Raw genomic sequence first — 23,937 nt, forward strand, 5'->3', positions numbered from 1 at the left:
TTCAGCTCAACGGACGCCGAACCTTGACCAAGCCCATCTGCAAGCCGAACGGCCGGAACACCGCGTTCAACGACTTGAGCATCTGATTGCCCTCGCCGTGCTCGATATGCACCAGGGTGCGCAGGGAAATCCTGCACATCCTGGCGAACTGGCCCTGGTGCAGGCCGGTGACCTCCACGCGCAGCCGGCGCACGGCTTCGCCGAGCTGCAGGGTGCCTTCGGCCAGGCCCTGCTCCACACTCTCGATCAACAAGGCGCGTGTATCCAATAAAATACACATTCCTCCAGGCCACAACCCTTACGCCTTTATTCACCTGGCACTGAAGATCTCTCCCGCAAACCGCAAACGCTTACCCTGACAGTTATCCCTCCAGCGCCTCGCTAAATTTCCCGCCTCACATCTCAGAGGTTCGGACCTATGCCCTGCACATCCAAACGACTCGCCCTTGTCATCACTTTCGCGCTGAGTGCGTTGAGCATTCAACTGGCCGCTGCACGCGGGGATATGGGGTCGCCGCCCAGCGAACCTGAACCGGCCAGTCCTTTTTATTTCATTGACTACGCCACCACCGGCAATGGCCGGGCTGTGGCCCAGGTGCTGGACCGTGCGGTGGATGCGTTGCTGGAGTCGGGCGACCTGAGCGCGCGAGAAAAGTATCTGATTGCAGATGACGCCCGCTATATGGGCAACCTGGCCCCTGGAAGAATCGGCGCGGTGCTGGAGCAACTGGCTGCCAGCCAGAACGCCAACCTAGGCAGCGCCACCCAGAACAGCCTGAAGCCACTGCAGAGCAGTTTGCTGGCGGCCATGAGCGACGTGAGCGGCGATGCCAACGGTCGTGTCTGGCTACAGGGCCTGGGCAACGCCGGCAGCCTGGACGGCCAGCACGGCGGTGGCGATTTGCGACAGCGTAACCAGGGCGTGGTGCTGGGCGCAGATTGGGCCGTGGACCCCGCCTGGCGCATGGGTGTGATGGGGGCCAAGACGACCAGTGACCTGAGCGCCAAACGCTTCAAGGCCGCGCTCGACAGCTGGCACCTGGGGGCTTACGCGGTGCGCCAGGATGGGCCGCTGGCCTTGCGCCTGGGGGCGATCCACAGCAACCACGCCGGGTTGAACAAGCGCAGCGTGGATTTTGATTTCATCGACCATCGCGAACAACTCAAGGGCAAGTACACCGCGCAAAGCCAGACGGTTTTCAGCGAAATGGGCTATCGCGCGGACCACGGCAGTTTTACCGTCGAACCGTTCGCGGGCCTCGGTTATCAGCGCTACCAGCGCGAGCGCTTCAAGGAAAAAGGCGGCCTCAGCGCCCTGAGTGTCGGCGAGCAGACCCAGCAGAACCTGAGCAGCACCTTCGGCCTGCGCATGACCAGCCTCTATACCCTGGACAACCAGATGCCCCTCAAACCCCATTTCAGCGCCCGCTGGAAACACCTGTATGGCGATGTCGGCAACCGCGTGCGCCAGTCCTCGGCCTGGGTGGACAGGTCGGTGTTCAACAGCGATTTCACCATCGAGGGCACTGCCCTGGACCGCAATAGCATGGCCCTGCAAGCCGGGCTGGGGCTGGGCGTATCAACCACCCAGAGCGTGGGCCTGACCTACACCGGCGATTTTGGCGCGCGCAGCAGCAACCAGGCCGTGATGGGCCAATGGACCCTGACGTTCTGATTTCGCACGGTTTGCAGACGAAAAAAAAGGGGGCACATGCCCCCCCGAGGATTAAGCGGTAGTCTCGAAGGCTGGGGATCAGCCTTCGATTTCGATCAGGATTTCACCCGGGTTGACCCGGTCGCCCTTGGCTACGTGAACGGCGGTGACTTTGCCGGCGATGGCCGCCTGCACTTCCGTCTCCATCTTCATCGCTTCGGTGATCAGCACAGCCTGGCCGGCCTTGACCACGTCGCCTTCCTTGACCAGCACATCCACGATATTGCCCGGCATCGCCGTGCTCACATGGCCCGGCTCGCTGGCCTGCTTGCGCTTGCTGGTGCCGCCGCCGACGAATTCGTTGAGCGGTTCGAACACCACTTCTTCCGGCATGCCGTCGATGGACAGGTAGAAGTGACGCTTGCCTTCGGCCTTGACGCCAACACCGGTGATATCCACGCGGTAGCTTTCGCCGTGCACGTCGATCACGAACTCGGTCGGCACACCTTCACCGCCGGCACGGGCCACGCCGCCGGCTTCCGGGATCGGCAGCAATACTTCTGGGGCCAGGGTGCCGGCGTCGCGCTCTTCAAGGAACTTGCGGCCGATGTCCGGGAACATCGCGTAGGTCAGCACGTCTTCTTCGGACTTGGCCAACGCGCCGATTTCGCCACGCAGCTTGGTCATTTCCGGCTTGAGCAGGTCGGCTGGGCGCACGTCGATCACGTCTTCGCTGCCGATGGCCTGGCGACGCAACTTCTCGTTCACCGTGCCCGGCGCCTTACCGTAGCCGCCTTGCAGGTACAGCTTCACTTCGTTGGTGATGGTCTTGTAGCGCTCGCCGGCCAGCACGTTGAAGAACGCCTGGGTGCCGACGATTTGCGAGGTTGGCGTGACCAGCGGCGGGAAGCCGAGGTCTTCACGTACCCGTGGGATCTCCGCCAGCACTTCGCTCATGCGGTTGAGGGCGCCCTGCTCTTTGAGCTGGTTGGCCAGGTTGGAAATCATCCCGCCCGGCACCTGGTTGACTTGCACGCGGGTGTCGACGGCGGTGAATTCACTTTCGAACTGGTGGTACTTCTTGCGCACGGCATAGAAGTACAGACCGATCTCCTGCAACAGCTCCAGGTCGAGGCCGGTGTCGAATTCGCTGCCTTTGAGGGCGGCGACCATCGACTCGGTACCCGGGTGGCTGGTGCCCCAGGCGAAGCTGGAGATGGCGGTGTCGATATGGTCGGCACCGTTTTCGATAGCCTTGAGTTGGCACATCGCGGCCAAACCGGCGGTGTCATGGGAGTGGATAAAGATCGGCAGGCTCTGCTCGGCCTTCAGCGCCTTGACCAGTTCGCCAGTGGCATACGGGGTCAGCAGGCCGGCCATGTCCTTGATCGCAATGGAGTCGCACCCCATGGACTCCAACTGCTTGGCCTGGGCCACGAACGCCTCGATGGTGTGCACCGGGCTGGTGGTGTAGGCGATGGTGCCCTGGGCGTGTTTGCCGGCCGCTTTTACCGCTTCGATGGCCACGCGCAGGTTACGCACGTCGTTCATGGCGTCGAAGATACGGAACACGTCGATGCCATTTACCGCTGCCTTTGCCACGAAGGCTTTGACCACGTCGTCGCTGTAATGGCGGTAGCCCAGCAGGTTCTGCCCACGCAGCAGCATTTGCAGGCGCGTGTTGGGCAACGCGGCGCGCAGTTTGCGCAGGCGCTCCCACGGGTCTTCTTTCAAGAAGCGTACGCAAGCGTCGAAGGTCGCGCCGCCCCAGACTTCCAGGGACCAGTAGCCGACTTTGTCGAGCTTGTCGCAGATCGGCAGCATGTCGTCGGTGCGCATGCGGGTGGCCAGCAACGATTGGTGGGCGTCGCGCAGGATGGTGTCGGTAACGAAGATCTTCTTGCTCATTGTTATATTCCTCACAGGCCTGCGTGGGCGGCGATGGCGGCGGCGATGGCCAGGGCCAGCTCTTCGGGTTTGCGCTTGATCGAGTAGTTGGTCAGCTCAGGATGGCTTTCCACAAAACTGGTGTTGAACTGGCCGCTGCGGAATTCCGGGTTGCGCAGGATTTCCTGGTAGTAGGCGGCGGTGGTCTTCACGCCTTGCAGGCGCATGTCGTCCAGGGCTCGCAGGCCGCGGTCCATGGCTTCTTCCCAGGTCAGCGCCCATACCACCAGTTTCAGGCACATGGAGTCGTAGAACGGTGGGATGGTGTAGCCGGTGTAGATTGCCGTGTCGGTACGCACGCCGGGGCCGCCGGGGGCGTAGTAACGGGTGATCTTGCCGAAGCTTGGGAGGAAGTTGTTCTTCGGGTCTTCGGCGTTGATACGGAACTGCAACGCAAAGCCACGGTGCTGGATATCTTCCTGTTTTACCGACAGCGGCAGGCCGGACGCGATGCGGATCTGCTCGCGAACGATATCAATGCCGGTAATTTCTTCGGTGATGGTGTGTTCCACCTGCACCCGGGTGTTCATCTCCATGAAGTACACCTCGCCCTCGGCGAGCAGGAACTCCACGGTGCCGGCGTTCTCATAGCCCACGGCCTTGGCCGCACGCACCGACAGGTCGCCGATGTAGGCACGCTGTTCGGGGGTCAGTTGGGGGCTGGGGGCGATTTCGATGAGCTTCTGGTTACGGCGCTGGATCGAGCAATCACGTTCGAACAGATGCACCACGTTGCCAAAGCTGTCGCCGAGGATCTGCGCCTCGATGTGCTTGGGATTGACGATGCATTTTTCCAGGAACACTTCCGCCGAACCAAAGGCCTTGGTGGCCTCGGAGATGACGCGGGGGAAGGCTTGTTCGAGTTCTTCACGGCTGTTGCAGCGACGAATGCCGCGACCGCCACCACCGGAGGTGGCCTTGAGCATCACCGGGTAACCAATGCGGTCACCTTCGGTCAGCGCCTCGGCGATGTCGGCGACGTTGCCTTCGGTGCCCGGCGTCACCGGCACGCCGGCCTTGATCATGCTGCGGCGCGCTTCGGTCTTGTCGCCCATGCGGCGAATGACTTCGGCCGATGGACCAATGAATTTGATTCCACGTTCGGCGCAAATGTCCGCCAGTTCGGCGTTTTCCGAGAGGAAGCCGTAGCCAGGGTGCAACGCGTCGCAGCCGGTTTCCACAGCCAGGTTCACCAGCTTGCGCGGGTTCAGGTAACCGGCCAGGGGCTCGGCACCAATGCTGTGGGCCTCATCGGCGCGCTTGACGTGCAAGGCGTGCCGGTCAGCGTCGGAATAGACCGCCACCGAACGAATACCCATTTCGGCACAGGCCCGCACAATGCGGACGGCAATCTCACCACGGTTGGCGATCAGGATCTTTGTTATCACTTGGAAATTCCCTTGAGCCGATTGCTGCGTTCTTCGACCTGCTAGACCAGGTCGGCGCGTGACTAAATGTTTCAGGTCAGTCGCCAGACACACACTATGCGCACTTAGGGATTAACAAAAATCAATAATTATTGGGTTGTGTATAAGTAAAGACTTATAGTTGACCCCACAGCCCCCTGCGAGCCGCTTTGAATTATGCGTAAGTCACTGATGCGTATGACATTACGTCAATTGCAGATCTTCAATGAAGTCTGCGATTTGCGCTCCTACAGCCGCGCTGCCGAGGAAATGTCCCTTACACAACCCGCCGTCAGCCTACAGATTCGCCAGCTCGAAGAGCTGGTCGGCCAGCCGTTGTTCGACTATGTGGGCAAAAAGCTCTACATGACCGAAGCCGCCGAAGCCCTGCAGCGGGCCAGCCGGGACATCTTCGGGCGCCTGGAAAACCTTGATATGCAGCTCTCGGACATGCAGGGCTCGCTGCAGGGGCAATTGAAGCTGGCGGTGGAGTCCAGTGCCAAATACTTCGTGCCGCACTTGTTCGCCGCCTTCAAGCGCCAGCATCCCGAGGTGCAGTTGCACCTCACGGTGGTCAACCGCGCCCAGGTGATCCGCCGGCTGTCGGACAACCGTGACGACCTGGTGATCATGTCCATGGTGCCGCAGGACATGGGCCTGGAATTTTTGCCCTTTCTCAACAACCCGATTGTCGCGGTGGCCCCGCCGGACCACCCACTGAACCTGCAAGGCCCATTGCGCCTGCAGGATCTGGAACCCTACACCTTGCTGCTGCGCGAGCCGGGCTCCGGGACGCGCCTGGCCTGCGAGGAGTACTTCAAGGAAAAGCGCGTGCACTTCACCCAGACGGTGGAAGTGGCCTCGGCCGAGGCACAGCGCGAGTGCGTCGTGGCGGGGTTGGGCGTGGCCCTGCTGACGCGCCACGCCCTGAACCTGGAGCTGGCCACCGGCGGGCTCAAGGAGTTGCCGGTGGAAGAGCTGCCGCTGTACCGCAGCTGGTGCCTGGTGCAGGCCAAGGCCAAGCGCCTGTCACCGGTGGCCCATGCGTTCCTGGGCTTTATCCGCAGCGAGCGGGTGCAAATCAGCGTGCTGGCTGAACGCTTCGCTGGGCAGCCGCGGGCGCCTGCCAGTGCAGCTCCGGATAGTCGCTGATGCTCTGCAGCAGTTGACGCTGGTCACAACGGTCTTCAATTGCACGACGGAACGCCATGCGGCGCTGGTCTTCCTGCTGACGACGGGTTTTGACGGTGCTGGTGCTGTCTTCGTAGTGCCGGGCCATTTCGAGTCTCCCAATGCGAGTACGGGGAGTTCAGGATGGGCGCGGGGGATGACGGTTTGGCGGCACGCGGGTTACAGGACGATGAATCTTGCCGGTGCAACACCGAGCAAATCTGTGGGAGCTGGCTTGCCTGCTCTCACAGTTGACCGAGTGCCACCTTGGGTCAGTCGTCGAGGGCTTTGACGGACTTGGGCGACAGCCGCAGGCTGCGCAAGCTGCGCTTGACGCTCTTGAGGTGGTTGACCAGGCTCGGACCACGCGCCATGGCCACGCCCATCGCCAGCACGTCGATCACCACCAGGTGGGCAATCCGCGAGGTCAGCGGGGTGTAGATCTCGGTGTCTTCGTGCACATCAATCGCCAGGTTGACCGTGGACAGCTCCGCCAATGGCGTCTGGCTCGGGCACAAGGTGATCAGTGAGGCGCCGCTTTCACGCACCAGGTTGGCGGTGATCAGCAAGTCCTTGGAACGGCCCGACTGGGAAATACAGATCGCTACATCGGTGGGTTTCAACGTCACCGCCGACATCGCCTGCATGTGCGGGTCGCTGTAGGCCGCCGCCGTCAGCAGCAGACGGAAGAACTTGTGCTGGGCATCCGCCGCCACCGCACCCGACGCACCAAAGCCATAGAACTCCACGCGCTGGGCCTGGGACATGGCAGTCACGGCTTTTTGCAGCTCGATCGGGTCGAGCTTCTCCCGCACTTCCATCAGGGTGTGCAGGGTGGTGTCGAAAATTTTCAGGCTGTAGTCGGCGACGGAGTCGTCTTCATGAATCGCGAACTGCCCGAAGCTGGCACCGGCCGCCAGGCTCTGGGCCAGTTTCAGCTTCAAGTCCTGGAACCCCGAGCAACCGATGGCGCGGCAGAAGCGCACGATGGTCGGCTCGCTGATCCCCACGCTGTGGGCAAGGTCAGCCATGGAACTGTGCATCACGGCCGCAGGGTCAAGCAGCACGTGATCGGCAACCTTGAGTTCCGATTTGCGTAACAGGTGGCGCGACTGGGCGATATGTTGCAACAGGTTCAAAGGGCAGGACTCTTGTTATTGGCAGACGCCAGGGATGTAGCAAGCTTGTAGTTATACTACAAGAATTGCTGATTTGCCCGCTCGATGCATCACTAAATCGCCCTACTGCCCCCTGAATCAGCGGGCAAATGCGATGTAGCACCCGATGGCGCCTGGCTAGCCGTCAGGAAAATCTGCATTTTTCCGTAACAAATCCGCCAGTCCTTCGGCCTCGATCGGCCGGCTGATCAAATAGCCCTGCACCTCATCGCAGTTTTCAGCGCGCAGGAAATCCAGCTGCTGCTGATCTTCCACACCCTCGGCCACCACCTTGAGCGACAACCCATGGGCCATGGCGATGATGGCCCGGGTAATCGCCAAGTCTTCACGCCCCTGGCCCAGGCCGCGGATAAAGGTCTGGTCGATCTTCACGTAATCCACCGGGATGCGCTTGAGATAACTGAGGGACGAATAGCCGGTGCCAAAGTCGTCGATGGCCAGCTTCACCCCCAGATCGCGCAGTTGCTGGAAGGTGGCGATGATGTGCTCGACACTGTCGAGCAACTGACTTTCAGTCAGCTCCAACTCCAGGTACTGCGGGGCCAACCCGGTTTCGTCCAGCACCTGGCGTACCAGGCTGACCAACTTGCCCTGGCGCAACTGGTGCACCGACAGGTTGACCGACACGCGGATCGGCGCCAGGCCCTGGCGCTGCCATTCACAGGCCTGCCAGCAGGCCTGGCGCAATACAAACTCGCCCAATGGCACGATCAACCCGGTCTCTTCCGCCAGCCCGATAAAATCACCCGGCGGCACGCTGCCCCACTGCGGATGGTCCCAGCGCACCAGCGCCTCGGCGGCGTTCATCTTGCCGGTGGCCAGGCACAGCTTGGGTTGGTAGAACACCTTCAACTGGCGCTCATCAATGGCTTTGCGCAACTGGTTTTCCAGCTGCAAACGCTCAAGGGTGCTGGCCTGCAAGCTGTCGGTATAGAACTGGAAGTTATTGCCGCCCAGATGCTTGGCGTGTTGCATGGCCATGTTTGACTGGCTGACCAATGCGGAAATTTCCCGCGCGTTATCCGGTAACAGGCTGACACCGATTGAAGCGCTGACCACCAACTCATGCCCCTCCACCGCCACCGGCACCCGCAGTTTGGCCAAGAGTCGGGTGGCCACCCGCGCCAGGCTCGACAGGCTGCCATAGGCGTCGAACAACACCGCGAATTCGTCGCCAGACAGTCGCGCAATGGTGTCGGCTTCCGGCAAGGCATTGATCAGGCGCCTGGCCATTTTTTGCAGCAATTGGTCGGCAATTTCGTGGCCCAGGCTGTCATTGAGTAGCTTGAAGCGGTCCAGGTTGATATGCAGCAACGCCAGGCTGCGGCCGCCTTGACGCACCCGTTGATGGGCCTCACGAAGGCGCTCGCGGAACAGCGAGCGGTTGGCCAGGCCCGTCAGTTCGTCGTAATGGGTGAGGTAGCGCATGCGCTCCTCGGACTCGCGGCGGGCGGACAAATCGGCGAAGAAGCCCACGATATGACTGACATTTCCCCGAACATCGCGCACCACGCTCAATTGCAGCCATTGCGGGTACAGCTCGCCGTTCTTGCGCGCCTCTACCAGTTCACCCTGCCAACTGCCGTGGTTCAACAGGGCCTGGCGAATCACCGGGAAGTGCCGGCGAGCGTCGCGGCTGCACGGCAACTCCACGACATTGCGCCCCAGCATGTCGTCGATATCAAAGCCGGTGACACGGCTGAAGGCTTGGTTGATCGCAATCAACACGTACTCCGGGTCCAGGATCACGATGCCTTCGCTGGCCGCCTCGAACACCGTGGACGCCAGCCGTAACTGCTCTTCCACCGCCTTGCCGGCGCTGATATCGCGCCGGGTACCGAGCATGCGCGTCACGCGCCCGCTGGCGGTGCGCTCTACGGCGCGCCCGCGGTCCTCGATCCACACCCAGCGCCCGTCGCCATGGCGCACGCGGTACTCCACCTGATAGTCCTCGCTGCGCCCTTTCAAGTGCTCCACCAGCGCGTACTTGAGCAGCGGCAAGTCGTCCGGGTGCAGGCGTGGCTTGAGGTCGCGCAGCATCGCCGTGACGTATTCCGGCTCCAGGCCGAACAACTCCTTGAGTTGGGTGTGGTGGACTTCATCGGTTTGCAGGTTCCAGTCCCACAATCCCAGCTCACTGGCCTGCAACGCCATGGCCAGGCGCGCCTCGCTTTTGCTCAGGGCCAGGCTGGCGGCGTCCAATTGCTGGCCGCGCTGTTCGACGCGCTGTTGCAGGCCGACCTGGGCCTCGCGCAGTTCCTGCTCGATCTGGCGGCGCTGCTCGACCTCGCGCACCAGGTCCTGATTCAACTGCTCGCTACGCTGACGTGCCTGTTGCAAGTGCTCGATCAGGGCCTGGTTCTGGAAGCGCCTCAGCAAACCGCGCTGGATCAGGCGGTTGACCTGCCATGCCACCAGGCTCAGGGATGCCAGCAGGATCAGGCCCAGGTAACTCCAACCCTGCAGTTGCGGTTCGCCGCTGCAGAATAGATAGAGGATGGTGGGCACCAGGCAGGGCAAGGCAAACGACAAAAACGCCGGCAAACTCACGGCGTAGGCCACGCTGGCCGATAAAGTGGCCGCGCCAATCAGGCCAAAGACCCAGGCCTGCTGCACGAAGCTATCCAACGGCACCAGGGCAATGGCCGCACTCGCCAGGGTCAGGCCACTGGCCGCCGAACCGAGCATGAACATCCGCCGCCAGACCGGCTGAGCCTGTCGGCTGGGCAAGGCGCTGTCGAAGGCCGCCACCTGGATCACGCGCATCGCCACCAGGGCCAGCAACCACACCAGCCAACTGCCGACCAGCACATAACGCTGCGGGCTCCAGAGCAACCAGGCGCAGACCAGACCGTTAATCAGCATCAATAACGTGGGCAGCAACGACCCCTGGTACAACAGACGCGTGCGCTCGACCGCCATCTCCATGGCGTAGTGCTTGCGGATAACCTGCTCCGGCGCGACAGAAGGGCCGGGCAAGTCAGTGCTGAGGGTCATAGGCAGTGTTCTTATAATGGTGAGCCCGAAACGTCGACGGAGCATACACAAGCAGACGGGCAGACCAAACTGCTCTGGATCATAAAAATCCGCGAATAAACCCCCGCAAACCATGGACCCAGAGGGGCTGAACAAGACAGGGCGCGGGCTGCAGAGGATGACTTACCAGTCATCACCGTGGCTGGAATATTTACCGATTGAACAGCGCCGGCGGTTTTTTTGTAGCGACCACCCGGCAATGGGATTTGCCCCCCTTCCCCCGGCACCCTAGAATGCGCCGATGCGCGATGATCTCTCCCTTTTGCTGAACTCCCTCAACGATGCCCAACGCCAGGCCGTAGCAGCCCCCGTTGGCCGTCAGTTGGTCCTGGCCGGTGCTGGCTCCGGTAAAACCCGCGTGCTGGTGCACCGTATCGCCTGGTTGATCCAGGTCGAGAACGCATCCCCGCATTCGATCCTGTCGGTGACCTTCACCAACAAGGCCGCTGCCGAGATGCGCCACCGCATTGAGCAGTTGATGGGCATCAGCCCGGCCGGGATGTGGGTCGGCACCTTCCACGGCCTGGCGCACCGCCTGTTGCGGGCCCACTGGCAGGAGGCAGGCCTGGCCCAGACCTTCCAGATTCTCGACAGCGATGACCAGCAACGCCTGGTCAAGCGGGTAATCCGCGAGTTGGGCCTGGATGAACAACGCTGGCCGGTCCGCCAGGCCCAGTGGTTTATCAACGGCCAGAAAGACGAAGGCCTGCGCCCGCAACATATCCAGGCCAGTGGCGACCTGTTCCTGGCCACCATGCGCAGCATTTATGAAGCCTATGAAGTGGCCTGCCAGCGTGCCGGCGTCATCGACTTCTCCGAACTGCTACTGCGCGCCCTCGACCTGTGGCGCGACAACCCCGGTTTGCTCGCGCACTACCAGAAGCGCTTCCGGCACATCCTGGTGGACGAGTTCCAGGACACCAACGCCGTGCAGTACGCCTGGTTGCGCCTGCTGGCCAAGGGCGGCGACAGCCTGATGGTGGTGGGCGACGACGACCAGTCGATCTACGGCTGGCGCGGCGCGAAAATCGAGAACATCTACCAGTACTCCGACGACTTCCCCGACGCCGAGACTATTCGCCTGGAGCAGAACTATCGCTCCACCGCCGGGATCCTCAAGGCCGCCAACGCCTTGATCGCCAATAACACCGGGCGCCTGGGCAAGGAGTTGTGGACCGATGGCGGCGAAGGCGAGGCGATCAACCTCTACGCCGCCTTCAACGAGCACGACGAAGCGCGCTATGTGGTCGAAACCATTGAAAGCGCCCTGAAAACCGGGCTGGCCCGCAGCGATATCGCTATTTTGTACCGTTCCAACGCCCAATCGCGGGTGTTGGAAGAAGCCTTGCTGCGCGAGCGCATCCCGTATCGCATCTATGGCGGCCAACGCTTCTTCGAGCGTGCGGAAATCAAGAACGCCATGGCCTACCTGCGTTTGCTGGAAGGCCGCGGCAACGATGCAGCGCTGGAGCGGGTGATCAACGTACCGGCACGGGGCATCGGCGAGAAAACCGTCGAGGCGATCCGCGAGCATGCGCGTCACAGCGATGTGTCGATGTGGGAGGCCATGCGCCTGCTGATCGCCAATAAAGGCCTGACCGGCCGCGCTGCCGGGGCTTTGGGTGGGTTTGTCGAGTTGATCGACAGCCTCGCCGCCAAGTGCCTGGAAATGCCGCTGCACCTGATGACCCAGACCGTGATCGAACAGTCCGGCCTGATCGCTTATCACGAAGCGGAAAAAGGCGAGAAAGGCCAGGCCCGGGTAGAAAACCTTGAGGAACTGGTCAGCGCCGCCCGGGCGTTCGAGAACAGTGAGGAAGATGCCGACCTGTCGCCATTGGCGGCGTTCCTCGGCCATGCCTCCCTGGAAGCGGGCGATACCCAGGCCGACGAGCACGAAGACAGCGTGCAGTTGATGACCCTGCACAGTGCCAAGGGCCTGGAATTCCCCTACGTGTTCCTGGTGGGCATGGAAGAAGGCCTGTTCCCGCACAAGATGAGCCTGGAAGAGCCCGGCCGCCTTGAGGAAGAACGCCGCCTGGCCTACGTGGGTATCACCCGGGCGATGCAGAACCTGGTGATGACCTACGCCGAGACACGGCGCCTGTATGGCAGCGAAACCTACAACAAGGTCTCGCGCTTCGTACGGGAAGTGCCGAAAGGGCTGATTCAGGAAGTGCGCTTGTCCAATAGCGTCAGCCGGCCGTTTGGCGGCGGCCAGCAGCAGAACTCCAGCAGCATGTTTGCCGGTTCGGAAATTCCCGAGACCCCGTTCAGCCTTGGCCAGCAGGTCAGGCATGCGATCTTTGGCGAAGGGGTGATCCTCAACTTCGAAGGCGCCGGGGCCCAGGCCCGAGTGCAGGTGAACTTCGCCGAAGGCAGCAAGTGGCTAATGATGGGTTACGCCAAGCTCGAAGCGGTCTGACTGAGCGTTCCCACGCTCTGCGTGGGAGCGCCCGGACGCTCTGCCTGGGTGTAATGGGTCGCCTTGCCCTTGTTTTTCACACGTACGGGCCAATATCTGTAATTAGTCCTACAGACCATTCCGAATAGGTCTTACGCAAAAGCCCGAAACATTATGCCGCTAGCCACTGCCTCTACACCTGTGCAACATGGCGCGCGTGCAATCCACAAATGGGAATTCCCTTTATGAAACGTTTTCTTAGCATCGCCATGGCGTTGTGCATCGGCCTGACGATGAGCCTCGACGCCAACGCCAAACGCTTCGGTGGCGGTAAAAGCTCCGGCGCAGCGCCGAGCCACCAGACCAGCCAAATGGCCCCAGCCGCTGGCGGCATGGGCGGAGCGGCTGCCACCGCAGGTGCAGCCGGTGCCGCAGGCGCTGCTGCCAAGGCCGGCGGTGCTTCGCGCTGGTTGGGCCCTCTGGCCGGTATCGCTGCCGGTGGCCTGCTCGCTTCCATGTTCATGGGCGGCGGCTTCCAGGGCATGCAGATCTTCGACATCCTGATCATGGCCGTCATCGCCTTTGTGATCTTCCGCTTTATCGCCGCCCGTCGCCGCAAGCAGCAGGAGCACCTGGCTCCAGCCGGCGCGCCGATGCAGCGTGAAGTGTTCGAGCAAAAGCCTGCCATGGGTTCGATCTTCGGCGGCTCGGCGGCACCGGCTGCTGCCGCCCGTCCGGTGATCAATGCGCCAGCCTGGTTCAACGAAGAGCGTTTCGTCGAAGCGGCCCGCAACCACTTCCAGTCCCTGCAGCAACACTGGGACGCCAACGAAATGGACAAGATCGCCGAGTTCGTGACCCCGCAACTGCTGGAGTTCCTCAAGCGCGAACGTGCCGAGTTGGGCGACGCTTTCCAGTCGACCTATATCGACGACCTGCGCGTACAACTGGAAGGTGTGGATGACCGCGCCGACAAGACCATCGCCACCCTGACCTTCAGCGGTGTGTCGAAGACCTCGCGCTTCGACCAGGGCGAAGTGTTCAGCGAAAGCTGGAACATGGAACGTCCACAGGGCGAAAACCAGCCATGGCTGGTAGCCGGTATCCGCCAGAACGGCTGATCCGCAAAGGCCTACAGCCTGCTGTAACGAACACCCCGGTCTTGTGCAGCGCTTTAAGAAGCCTGCACAGCCGGGGTGTTTTTTTGCCTGTGGAAAAGTCGGCATGGGGTTTTGCTGGATTAATGAGAACGACTCTCATTATACTCGCCCTCCCCGGTTCTGCCCGAGCATAGGAAAGTGCCGCCGTGCTGGAAAAACTGTTCACTCAACATGCACCCGCGTTGCATCGCTATCTGTTGCGCAAAAAGTGCTCCCCAAGCCTGGCCTCGGACCTGGTGCAGGACACTTTCCTGCGCATCGCCCAGTTGGAGAGCCTGGAGCGCGTGCTGTGCGCGCCGTCCTATCTGTTTCGGGTAGCGCACAACCTGATGATCGACCATCACCGCCGCTATGGTGAAAAGCGTTACGACAACGACCCCAGCGCCTTCTTCGCCACCCTGGTCGACGAAACCAGTTGCCCTGAAGAACAGGCCCTCGGCGCGTTGGAACTGGAGCACCTGGAAAGCCTGCTGGAGCGCATGCCACCGCGTACCCGCGATGTGTTCATGCTGTGCCGGGTGGAGGGCATGACGCACAAAGAGACCGCGCGCTATTTACGGATATCCACAAGCTCTGTACAAAAACACATGGCCATGGCCCTGGCCAGGATTGGCCGGGCGCTTGAGCCGGGCCAAGAGGGCTGAGCCTTGTGTACGACAAAGAGCCAAAAGGTAAATAGACCGAACCGTGAACGCCTCCCCACAGACTATCGACCCGGTAGAGCGCAAAGCTGCCGACTGGGTGATGCGCCATCGCCAAGGACAGCTTTCGGCACGTGAACTCGAGGCTTTTCAGCGCTGGCTGGCCGCCGACCCGTTGCACGCCGCCGCCGCCGAGCGCGCCAATCGTGCATGGCAGGCTACCGCCCAGCTCAAGCAACGCCCCGGTTATGTAAAACCCCAGCGCCCGCCGCGGTCTGCCTGGTTGCGCATGCCGGTGGTCGGCGGCAGCGCCGTGGCTGCACTGGTGTTGGGCTGCTGGATGCTGCTGACCCCACCCTTCTGGCTACAAGCCCTGAACAGCGACTATCACACCGGTTTTGGCGAAGTGCGCCAGATCACCCTGGCCGATGGCAGCCAGGTGGAATTGGGTAGCCACAGTATCCTGAGCCTGGTCTACGACGATCAGACCCGGCGGGTGCGCCTGAGCCAGGGCGAGGCGGTCTTCACCCCTGCGCCAATGAATGAACAGGAGCGGCGGCCCTTCACCGTACAAGCGCCCGGGGCCGATATCACCGCGCGAGGCACGCGTTATCTGGTCGGTGTGGGCAAGGATCGCGAAGGCTGGGTGGGTGTGCTGCAACACCGGGTCGAGGTCAACCTGACCCCGCACGGGCGCGATGAGGCCGCCGGCTCCGCGCTGCTGGAGCAGGGTAACAGCCTGCGCTTCAGCCCCAAAACGGGCCTGGTGCCGCTGAACACCAACCCCGAGGAACTGGCCAGTTGGCAGGAAGGCCGGCTGGTATTCCAGCGCGAGTCCCTTGCCGATGTCGCCGCCCGCATCAACCGTTACCGACCCGGGCTGGTGCTGGTCAAGGGCGAGGCGCTGCGCAACGCCCGGGTCAGCGCGGTGATGCGCCTGGATAACCTGGACGACGCGCTTGAACACCTGGTGGCGCAAGTCCACGGGCGCATGGTCGACCTGCCAGGGCTGACGCTGATCTACTGAGTAACCTCAGGCAGCGTAAGTTTCTAAATCGGATAAAAAACTACATACATAGATCATAACGATCTATCGCGTTTTTGCAGCTGGGCCGTTTCTACTACATGTGAATAAATCTTATTTACTTTAGTGAGGCCGGTTTTGCAGACGCAAGAGAACAACAAAAAACGCCAGGGAACAAAACGTACCCGGCTGAGCCTGGGGATCCAGTTGGCCGTCATTGCGCTGGTCGCCGATGCCGCGACCATCAGCGCGGTGCTGGCGGCACCAGCCGCCAGTGCAAACCACGCCCCGGCCACTGACCTATACACGTTCAACGTACCCACCCTGGCGCTGGACGAAGCCTTGGTGCTGTTGGCGCGTCAAGCCGGTGTCGAGCTCTACCTGGGCAGTAACGACCTCACCAAAAGCTACGGTAACCCAGTCAAGGGTCGCCTCTCCCTGGATGCCGCACTGCAAACGCTGCTGGCCAACCAAGGGGTCAGCTACAGCCTCACCGGCTCTGCCGAACGCCCGATCATCCAAGTGCAATCGATGCCGAACTCGGCGGGCATCCAGGCCGGCGACCTGCATCCGACGTACATCATGGGCATGGAAGGCAAGCAGTCCCGGGACGAGAAGGGCTACAACGATATCTACGACCAGGACATCTCCTCGGTGTATGCCGGCAAGGAGCAGATCGAACGCTACAAAGGCGCGGCCCCCGCCGATATGTTCAAGGGCATGCTCAACGTGTACAGCGGCGACTCGCGCAACAGCGGCGCACTGGACCCAAACATCCGCGGCATCCAGGGCCCCGGCCGCGTGCCGGTGACCATCGACGGCACCGAGCAGGCAATCACCGCTTATCGCGGCTACATGGGCGCCAACAACCGTAATTACATCGACCCCAACTTGATCGGCAGCATCAAGGTGCTCAAGGGCCCGAACCTGGAGCGTAACGTCTACAGCGGCGTCGGGGGGGCAGTGGTAGCCAACACCCTGAACGTCGACGACATACTCAAGGAAGACCAGGCGTTCGGTGGCGAACTCAAGATCGAAGGCAGCAACAATTCGGTGTCGCCCAAGCTGCCGACGCTGCTGACCGGGCAGACGCGCAGTCCCGACTATCAGCACATTCCCCTCCACTCTTACTACGATCCTTCGCTGTACAAACATCCGCGCACGAGCAGTAACAACAAACTCCTGTCCAGCGATGATTCTGCCTATCGTTTAGCCTTGGGCACACGTCAGGAGAAATTCGAACTGTTGGCGGCCTACGCCTTCCGGGAAAAGGGCAACCACTACGCAGGCAAGAACAAGACCGACTTTTACTCCACCGGTAAACAGATCAACGGCCAATTTGACTACATCCCCAACCTGGCAAATATCTACAAGCCGGGCGATGAGGTACCCAACACTTCCAGCAAGATGGAGTCCTGGCTGGGCAAGGCCAAACTCAAGATCGATGAAGGCCAATCCCTGGAGTTCGGCTACCGCGATACGGATGCGCTATATGGCGAAATCATGCCATCGCGCATCTCGTTCTTCAGGCCCCAGGACCTCTATGACGCAGCCACTTACGGCGTACCGCAGTGGCCCTTGAGTCATGTACAAAGCAAAGCCTACAACCTGGAATACAATCTCAAGCCTGAGGGCAACCCATGGGTGGACTTCTATTCCAACCTCTGGGCAACCAATACCCGCAGCGATACTTACAGCAGCGGCGGTGTACCCAATCAGACCACCGAAGATGATCGAGTGTACCGGAACACGGCCGTAGCCAATGCCCAGCATGACCGCGTCGGTTTGACTGCAAGCAACAAACTCAAGCTGCTCGACAGCCTCGACCTGACCCTCGGCGGCAGCTACCAACATGAAAAGCTGGGCTCGAACGATAACTATCAAGACCCCATCATCGGCGACACATTGCGCATGTATCCCCGCGCCGGACGCCGGGTGGAAAAAGAGTACAACTTCAACTTCGATTGGAGACCCGTCACATTTGCCCGATTCAACGCCGGGATGCGTTATTCATCGTATTGGGCATTTGATGACTATCTCAAAGGCGACCAAGACAAGACAGGGACAATAACGCAAGACGTACCAACCGGTCGGCGAGTGTCTTACGTCACTCAAAAAACGCTGACAGACCACGAATTGAAAGTATTGATTGATGAAAAAATAGCGTACGAGAGCCAGTTTTGGGATGGCTTCGGTATGACGGATGAAGAGCGTTTAGAGGATGTAGAACGGATCAAACGAGATACGAAGCGTATTCAAGATACCAAACACCTTGTTAACTGGGCACATGATGGAAAAGGTCGTTATTCACGCGATAACAATCCGTGTATTAATGGTGTGAACGCTGGGGAAAATATTATTCAGTGCACAGCAGACGACAATTATATTACCGAGCAAAAAGATATCAGTGCCAAACATCAGAAAGACAGCGGCTGGGTGCCAAATTTATCAGTGACCTTTTACACCTCGGAAAATGGTCGAGTTTATCTTCGCTACAGTGAAGCCATCCGCTACCCAAGCATGTTTGAAAGCACCATAGGATTCTCGTCGTCTACAAACCCTTGGGGACTTGAGCCGGAGCACGCCTATAACTACGAAGTCGCTTACATTCATAACCTTGCCGGGTGGGGTGGTAGTGAGAGCGCCGACGTCAAATTGACCTATTACAACAACACCACGAAGAACGTGATTGAACGCAGCCCCCAACTGCGCTTCAGTAACCTGGAAAAACAGATGACCTCCGGCGTGGAGTTTCAAGGTCGCTACGATAGCGGGCGCTTTTTCACCGATTTCAGCCTCGCCCATGTCCTGAAAAATAAAGTCTGTGATGAAGATTCAGCCCTATCCATCAGCACCGATGGCAGTACCCCTGACTGCGTGGATGATGGCTTTGTGGGCGGTTACTTGGTGAGCATGTCTCAGCCCGAGTGGTCAGCCAACCTTGGATTGGGTGCACGTTTCCTCGACCGTAAACTAGAGATCGGTGGCCGCGCGATTTATTACCGTCAGCACGAGAGCAAGTTCAACAGCAATTACCCAAACAGCGCCATGGTCAGTTACTACATCAACACGCCCATGTCATGGGACAAAATCGTCACTTATGATGCTTATGTAAACTACAAGTTGACCGATGATGCCTCCATCGAGCTGACGGGCACTAACTTGAGCAACCTCTACTATATCGACCCGATGACGCGTTCGGCCATGCCCGCACCCGGCCGCACATTAAAACTTGCATTTACTACCACTTTTTAAATTTCAAGGCTCAGCAAACCAGAGACAGTAACGCCTGAATTAAATGTCCAACGTATACATCACCAAGGGGAGCTTCTTCGGTGCCGGCACCAATGCATCGCTGCCCGGTATCGCCAAATTTACGAATCGTGATTACGACACCGCTTTCGGCGGGGTTGTTAAATGAACATAAGTTTCTATTGAAATCATTTTATCACTACGTTCCAACTTGCGAGGTGTGACATGGGAGGCTAAAGAAGCAATCGGCAAATGCTTGACGTGTTGACTTAATTTAAATCACTCAATGGATGATGAAATGAAATCTTTCAAACACACAGTATTGGCAGTGGCACTTCTGGGTCTGGCTGGCGTTGCTCAAGCAGCCACTTCTTCTGGTCAAAGTTACGATGGCACCATCGTTGTTGACGGTTCCAGTGGCACCGGCTCTACGAACCACCCTGGCTCGGCGGGTCAGCCTGCCATTGGCGTAAAAGCGTTTTACAACGGTACAAAAGTTGCCTTCAGCGGCTTGAAAGGCATGGCTGCCAACGACGCAAATGGTGTATCCACCATTACTACCGCGATGATGCCGGCTTCCCACTCCACACTGGGCAACTTTGACTTCAAACAAGTCGCCAACCAACAGGTGTACTACGGCGAGTGGTCGCAAACCGGCGCCAACAATGACCCAACCCGTGTTGTGTACTACTCCGGCGACACCACTGGCCGCGTACTGCCAACTGCCAACGTGACCTATGCGGTACAGGGCATTAACAATTACTCCGGCGCTAACGTACTGTCCGGCGACCTGACCGCTTCCTTCGGTACAGCGGCACCAACCCTGACCGGCTCGTTGAGCAACAGCGCCCTGAAAGTCCAGTTGTCGGCCAACATCAACACTGCCGATGCCAGCTTCGCCGGTACTGCACGAGCGCGTGACGCCGTGAGTAACGCAAGCCTGTCAACCGGCACCACCCAAGGCAGCTTCTTCGGCGCAGGCTCCACCGCGTCGCTGGCCGGTATCGCTAAGTTCTCCGATCGCAACTACGACACCGCCTTCGGTGGTGTCGCCAAGTAATCGTCGGTTGAACCTGTTGTAGCACCACCTAAGCAAGTGCCTGCCCCCAGGCACTCGCTTTGGGCGTTTTGAAGCGATCCCGAGAGCCCGGTAATGCCCCAGCCCTACTGCAAGCGATCCCTCACGCTACACGTTTTGCCCTTTTTCCTACTGCTGTTCATAACCCCTACGGTATTTGCTGCCGACCAGGACACCAGCCTGCGCCTGAACCAGACCATCGAGTACCGCGCCAATCAGCAAGAGCGCGAGTTGCTCAAAGATGAAATGCCCAGCGACGGTGCCGCGCCACTCTTGAACATCGACGGTCAGGACTACACCGTTGGCAACACCCTGGATGAGTTGGGCCGTGCAGTGTATGTGTCGATCTCGCGCCAGAACTGGTCCCAAGCCAGGGACTACCTCAAACGCTACACCGCCCTGCCCGGCCACGACCCGATGCTCACCGCCTATGCCAAGGGTGGCCTGGCCCGCGCCGATGGCGACCTGGAGCAAGCCGAAGATTATTACCGCCAATTGCTGGCGATACAGTCCGACTTCCTGCCGGGCCGCCTGGAGCTGGCGCGGGTGCTGTTCGAAAGCCGCAAGGATGGCGAGTCCAACGCCGTATTCCAGCAGATCAGTAGTGGCCTCAGCCCCTCCGACGCGCAGGCCATGGGCCTGGGCAAGACCGTCGACAGTTTCAAGCAGGCCCTGGATCACCGTGAAGACTGGCAAGGCTCCTTCGCCATCGGCCCGACCTGGGGCAAAAATCTCAACCAGTCCCCCGAAAGCACAGTGACGTATCGCTATGTCACTGCCGAAGAAACCATTCTGGTCCAACGCTCGCTGCCCAAGGCAGTGTCTGCCCACGGCACCGATTACGAGGCAACGCTCAACAAGCGCATCGCCCTTAGCGGCCATCACGGGGTGTTCATGCGCTCGCTGTTGTACGGCCAGGCGTATGAAAAGGAGAGCAAGTACAACGAAAGCACAATTATCAACAACGCCGGCTACAGCTATCACGATGCGAAAAACCAGTACGCCCTCGGGCCATCCTATGAATTCAACACCATCGCCGACAACGCCATGTACAGCGCCTGGGGGCTGCGCGGCGAATGGATTCACACGCTGTCAGCCACGCGGATGTTCAAGCTGGAAGGCGAATACAAGGACATGGCCTACAAACACGAAATCAATAGCAACCTCGACGGCGGCATCAGTTCTTTCTACGCCACTCTGTGGCAGGCCCTGCCCCAGCGCTGGACGTTGTTCGGCGGCGTGGACCTGAGCCAGCGCAACGCCCGGGACAGCACCCAGGCTTACCTGCAAAAAGGTGTGCGACTGGGCGTCGCCAAGGATTTCGAGGTGGGCGTCAGCGCTGTGCTGTTCGCCTCATACCGCCAGCGCCAATACGATGCCTACAGCGCCATTGTCGATGAGCGACGCAACGACGATGAACAGGGCTACACCTTTATCCTGCGCGCCCCACGCCTGGCGGTGATGGATGTGGTGCCCAGTCTGACGGTCAAGTACAACAAGGTCGTCAGCAATGTCGACTGGCTTTATTCCTACGATAAAAACAGCATCAGCCTAAAGCTGGAAAAGCAGTTTTAACCAATAACCCCGGGTTTTCTATTTCGCGGTTGCACTTATAGCGAGCTACTGTATAAAACGCCCCTATAAACCGCGCCATTTAGCATGAGGATCCCGGCAGTGGAAGAAGTTATCGAACAATTGCGTGAAGCCAACGAACCGGTACCGGTTCCTCTGGAACTGCCCGACGAAGACCAGTTGGTGGAAGTCGAAGAACAGCTGTTTATCAACATCCCGTTTGTGTTCAAGGAATTCCTGCTGACCGTCAGCGATGTGGTGTATGGCAGCCTGGAACCGGTGACCATCACCGACCCCCAGTCCCACACTTACCTGCCGGAAGTCGCCGCCAATGCCTGGGATATCGGCGTGCCTCGCGAACTGATCCCGATTTGCCAGGATGGCGACGACTACTACTGCGTCGAAGAAGACGGCACGGTGGTCTTGTGGTCCGGCGAAGAAGAACTGGTAACCGAAGAGTCATGGGAATCGGTGTGGCACTGGGCGCGGGACGTGTGGCTGGAAAGCTGAGCCAAAACCAGTGACAAGGGGGCGGTGTGCAAAGCCCCCTCGCCACATACGCTCAATGCTCCGGCGTGTCCTTGTGATTATCCAGGGTTTCCAGCAAGGCCACTTGCATGCGCGTATGGATGCGGATGAACCAGCGCCAGAGCACGGCAGCCACTGCGGCCGTCACCACCGCAATCAATACCAGCAACTTGTTGGTCGGCAAAATACTGGCCGACAAGGCCGCCAATAGCAGGAAGATCACCAGCAGCGAGAGAATCGGGATCAGTTCGGCAATCACCCGCCGTACACGTTGGGTATGGCGCCCAGCCATTTCCGGCTTCACGCTCATTTCCGCCAGCAGCATCGACAGCGCCTTGAGCTTGCGATATGCGGCAATCAGAAACGGCAGCGACAGTAGCAACGCACCACCCCAGATCAATGCCTTCTGCCAGCTCGGATCACTGATCCAGCCTTCCAGATACCCTCCAATGCGCGCGGCGAAGAAGCTGCCGGTAAAGAAGATCGCCACCACCAGCGCCAGGTTTACCCCTACCTGCAAGATGATCTTGCGGATCATCGACGCCAGCATCGCGCCTTCGCCCTGGGGCGAAATGCTGCGCAGCCATTCGCCATACATGCCAAACACCCGGCTCAGACGCTGTGGCATCACAGCCGCGATCTTCAAGGACAATGGGTCGGCGCCACGAATAAGGTATGGCGTGAGCAACGTAGTGATGGCGGAAACGGCCACCGCCACCGGGTAGAGAAAGTCGCTGGTGACCTGCAAGGTCATCCCCAGCGCCGCAATGATGAAAGAAAATTCGCCGATCTGTGACAGGCCCATGCCCACCCGCAACGAGGTGCGGCCGTCATTACCGGCGATAAACGCGCCAAGGCCACAGGACAGCATCTTGCCCAGCACCACGGCCACAGTAATCACCGCAATCGGCCACGCATATTGCAGCAGGATCTGCGGGTCGATCATCAAGCCAATGGCAACGAAGAAGATGGCACTGAACATGTCGCGAACCGGCTCGATCAGGCGTTCTATTTTCAGCAATTGCCGGGACTCGGCCATGATCGCACCGATCAGGAAGGCGCCCAGCACCATGCTGTACTCCAGCTTGACCACCAGCAGGCAGAAGCCAAAACACAGGCCCAGGACGGTGATCAGCAGCATCTCGTTGCTTTCAAACTTGGCCACGTAGGCCAGCAGGCGTGGCACCAGCAAAATGCCAATCACCAGGGCCACGATCATGAACAGTGAGAGCTTGCCGACCGTGGAAAATACCTCGCCGGAGCTGACCGTGCCGCTGACGGCGATGCTTGATAACAAGGCGATGATGCCGATGCCCAGGATGTCCTCGACGATCAGCACGCCAAAGATCAGTTGGGCAAAGCGCTGGTTTTTCATCTTCAGGTCGTTGAGCGCCTTGACGATGATGGTGGTCGAGGAAATCGCCAGGATCGCACCGAGGAACAGTGAATCCATGGTGTTCCAGTCGAACCATTGGCCAATTTCATAGCCAATCCAGATCATCAGGATGATTTCCAGGAAGGCCGCGATAAACGCCGTGGCGCCGACCTTGAACAGCTTGCGTAGGCTGAACTCCAGGCCCAGGCAGAACATCAGGAAAATCACCCCCAGCTCGGCCAGGGTCTTGATGGTGTCTTCGTCGTGGATCAGGCCGAAAGGCGGGGTGTGCGGGCCGATGATAAAGCCGGCGACGATGTACCCCAGGACGACCGGCTGCTTGAAGCGATGGAACAGGATGGTCACCACCCCTGCCACGAGCATGATCACGGCCAAGTCCTGGATAAAACTGATGGCGTGCATGGCGAGGGGCTCCTTGAGGGTACTGGCACTGTCCCGAATTCCAGGCAGCCGCCACAACGGCGCGCAATATGCGGAAGGAAAAGTCTGCC

At 59.9% G+C, this 23,937-nt stretch carries 18 protein-coding genes; 11 read left to right on the forward strand and 7 right to left on the reverse strand.

The window, feature by feature from the left end:
- Position 1 precedes the first annotated feature (1 nt).
- Positions 2–280, reverse strand: coding sequence for a helix-turn-helix transcriptional regulator (locus tag PSH73_RS26465; RefSeq protein ID WP_169989921.1), 279 nt, complete (start codon positions 278–280; stop codon positions 2–4).
- Between the two features lie 138 nt (positions 281–418).
- Between PSH73_RS26465 and PSH73_RS26470 the strand changes: the two genes are divergently transcribed.
- Positions 419–1,675 carry an autotransporter domain-containing protein gene (locus PSH73_RS26470; RefSeq protein ID WP_305461629.1) on the forward strand — a complete coding sequence of 419 codons (1,257 nt, stop codon included), beginning with the start codon at positions 419–421 and terminating at the stop codon, positions 1,673–1,675.
- Positions 1,676–1,753: 78 nt separating this feature from the next.
- On the opposite strand, the gene oadA is transcribed toward PSH73_RS26470, so the two are convergent.
- Both oadA and PSH73_RS26480 read right to left on the reverse strand, forming a co-directional pair.
- Positions 1,754–3,562 carry a sodium-extruding oxaloacetate decarboxylase subunit alpha gene (gene oadA, locus PSH73_RS26475; protein ID WP_115129316.1) on the reverse strand — a complete coding sequence of 603 codons (1,809 nt, stop codon included), beginning with the start codon at positions 3,560–3,562 and terminating at the stop codon, positions 1,754–1,756.
- A gap of 11 nt (positions 3,563–3,573) precedes the next feature.
- Entirely contained in the window at positions 3,574–4,989 is a 1,416-nt protein-coding gene (locus PSH73_RS26480; protein WP_029290035.1) for an acetyl-CoA carboxylase biotin carboxylase subunit, read from the reverse strand.
- 195 nt (positions 4,990–5,184) lie between these two features.
- On the opposite strand from PSH73_RS26480, the gene PSH73_RS26485 reads away from it, so the two are divergent.
- A complete protein-coding gene (locus PSH73_RS26485; RefSeq protein WP_057961206.1) occupies positions 5,185–6,159 on the forward strand; it encodes a LysR family transcriptional regulator in 975 nt (324 codons plus the stop codon).
- Here the strand turns inward: PSH73_RS26485 and PSH73_RS26490 are convergent.
- The 3 genes from PSH73_RS26490 to PSH73_RS26500 all read right to left on the reverse strand — a co-directional run bounded on the left by PSH73_RS26490 (position 6,089) and on the right by PSH73_RS26500 (position 10,352).
- A complete protein-coding gene (locus tag PSH73_RS26490; protein ID WP_057444237.1) occupies positions 6,089–6,286 on the reverse strand; it encodes a PA3496 family putative envelope integrity protein in 198 nt (65 codons plus the stop codon). The genes PSH73_RS26485 and PSH73_RS26490 overlap by 71 nt on opposite strands.
- Positions 6,287–6,449: 163 nt before the next feature.
- Complete coding sequence (gene hexR / locus PSH73_RS26495; protein ID WP_029290040.1) at positions 6,450–7,316, reverse strand: transcriptional regulator HexR; 867 nt, start codon at positions 7,314–7,316, stop codon at positions 6,450–6,452.
- Positions 7,317–7,472: 156 nt separating this feature from the next.
- Positions 7,473–10,352 carry a GGDEF domain-containing phosphodiesterase gene (locus PSH73_RS26500; protein WP_057961207.1) on the reverse strand — a complete coding sequence of 960 codons (2,880 nt, stop codon included), beginning with the start codon at positions 10,350–10,352 and terminating at the stop codon, positions 7,473–7,475.
- 280 nt (positions 10,353–10,632) lie between these two features.
- Between PSH73_RS26500 and uvrD the strand changes: the two genes are divergently transcribed.
- From uvrD to PSH73_RS26545, 9 genes are all read left to right on the forward strand, one after another.
- The gene (gene uvrD / locus PSH73_RS26505; RefSeq protein ID WP_057961208.1) at positions 10,633–12,816 is read left to right on the forward strand and encodes a DNA helicase II; all 2,184 of its coding nucleotides are present in this window, start codon (positions 10,633–10,635) and stop codon (positions 12,814–12,816) included.
- 224 nt (positions 12,817–13,040) lie between these two features.
- The gene (locus PSH73_RS26510) at positions 13,041–13,916 is read left to right on the forward strand and encodes a Tim44 domain-containing protein (protein ID WP_029290048.1); all 876 of its coding nucleotides are present in this window, start codon (positions 13,041–13,043) and stop codon (positions 13,914–13,916) included.
- A gap of 185 nt (positions 13,917–14,101) precedes the next feature.
- Complete coding sequence (locus PSH73_RS26515; protein WP_057440570.1) at positions 14,102–14,599, forward strand: RNA polymerase sigma factor; 498 nt, start codon at positions 14,102–14,104, stop codon at positions 14,597–14,599.
- Positions 14,600–14,642: 43 nt separating this feature from the next.
- Positions 14,643–15,623, forward strand: a complete 981-nt coding sequence (locus PSH73_RS26520; RefSeq protein ID WP_305461633.1) for a FecR domain-containing protein — start codon at positions 14,643–14,645, stop codon at positions 15,621–15,623.
- 135 nt (positions 15,624–15,758) lie between these two features.
- Entirely contained in the window at positions 15,759–18,875 is a 3,117-nt protein-coding gene (locus tag PSH73_RS26525; protein WP_305461635.1) for a TonB-dependent receptor domain-containing protein, read from the forward strand.
- 43 nt (positions 18,876–18,918) lie between these two features.
- Positions 18,919–19,041 (forward strand): hypothetical protein, encoded by a 123-nt coding sequence (locus PSH73_RS26530; protein WP_305461637.1) that lies wholly within the window; start codon positions 18,919–18,921, stop codon positions 19,039–19,041.
- Between the two features lie 129 nt (positions 19,042–19,170).
- Entirely contained in the window at positions 19,171–19,932 is a 762-nt protein-coding gene (locus PSH73_RS26535) for a Slam-dependent surface lipoprotein (RefSeq protein ID WP_233093208.1), read from the forward strand.
- Between the two features lie 135 nt (positions 19,933–20,067).
- Positions 20,068–21,525, forward strand: coding sequence for a surface lipoprotein assembly modifier (locus PSH73_RS26540; protein ID WP_305461641.1), 1,458 nt, complete (start codon positions 20,068–20,070; stop codon positions 21,523–21,525).
- Between the two features lie 99 nt (positions 21,526–21,624).
- Positions 21,625–22,032: an SMI1/KNR4 family protein gene (locus PSH73_RS26545; RefSeq protein ID WP_029290059.1), complete on the forward strand. Its 408-nt coding sequence runs from the start codon at positions 21,625–21,627 to the stop codon at positions 22,030–22,032.
- Positions 22,033–22,084: 52 nt separating this feature from the next.
- Here PSH73_RS26545 and PSH73_RS26550 read toward each other — a convergent pair whose 3' ends face one another.
- Positions 22,085–23,848: a cation:proton antiporter gene (locus PSH73_RS26550; protein ID WP_057961209.1), complete on the reverse strand. Its 1,764-nt coding sequence runs from the start codon at positions 23,846–23,848 to the stop codon at positions 22,085–22,087.
- Between the last annotated feature and the right edge of the window lie 89 nt (positions 23,849–23,937).

Origin of the sequence: Pseudomonas sp. FP2294 (assembly GCF_030687625.1) — a bacterium.
Classification (GTDB): domain Bacteria; phylum Pseudomonadota; class Gammaproteobacteria; order Pseudomonadales; family Pseudomonadaceae; genus Aquipseudomonas; species Aquipseudomonas shahriarae.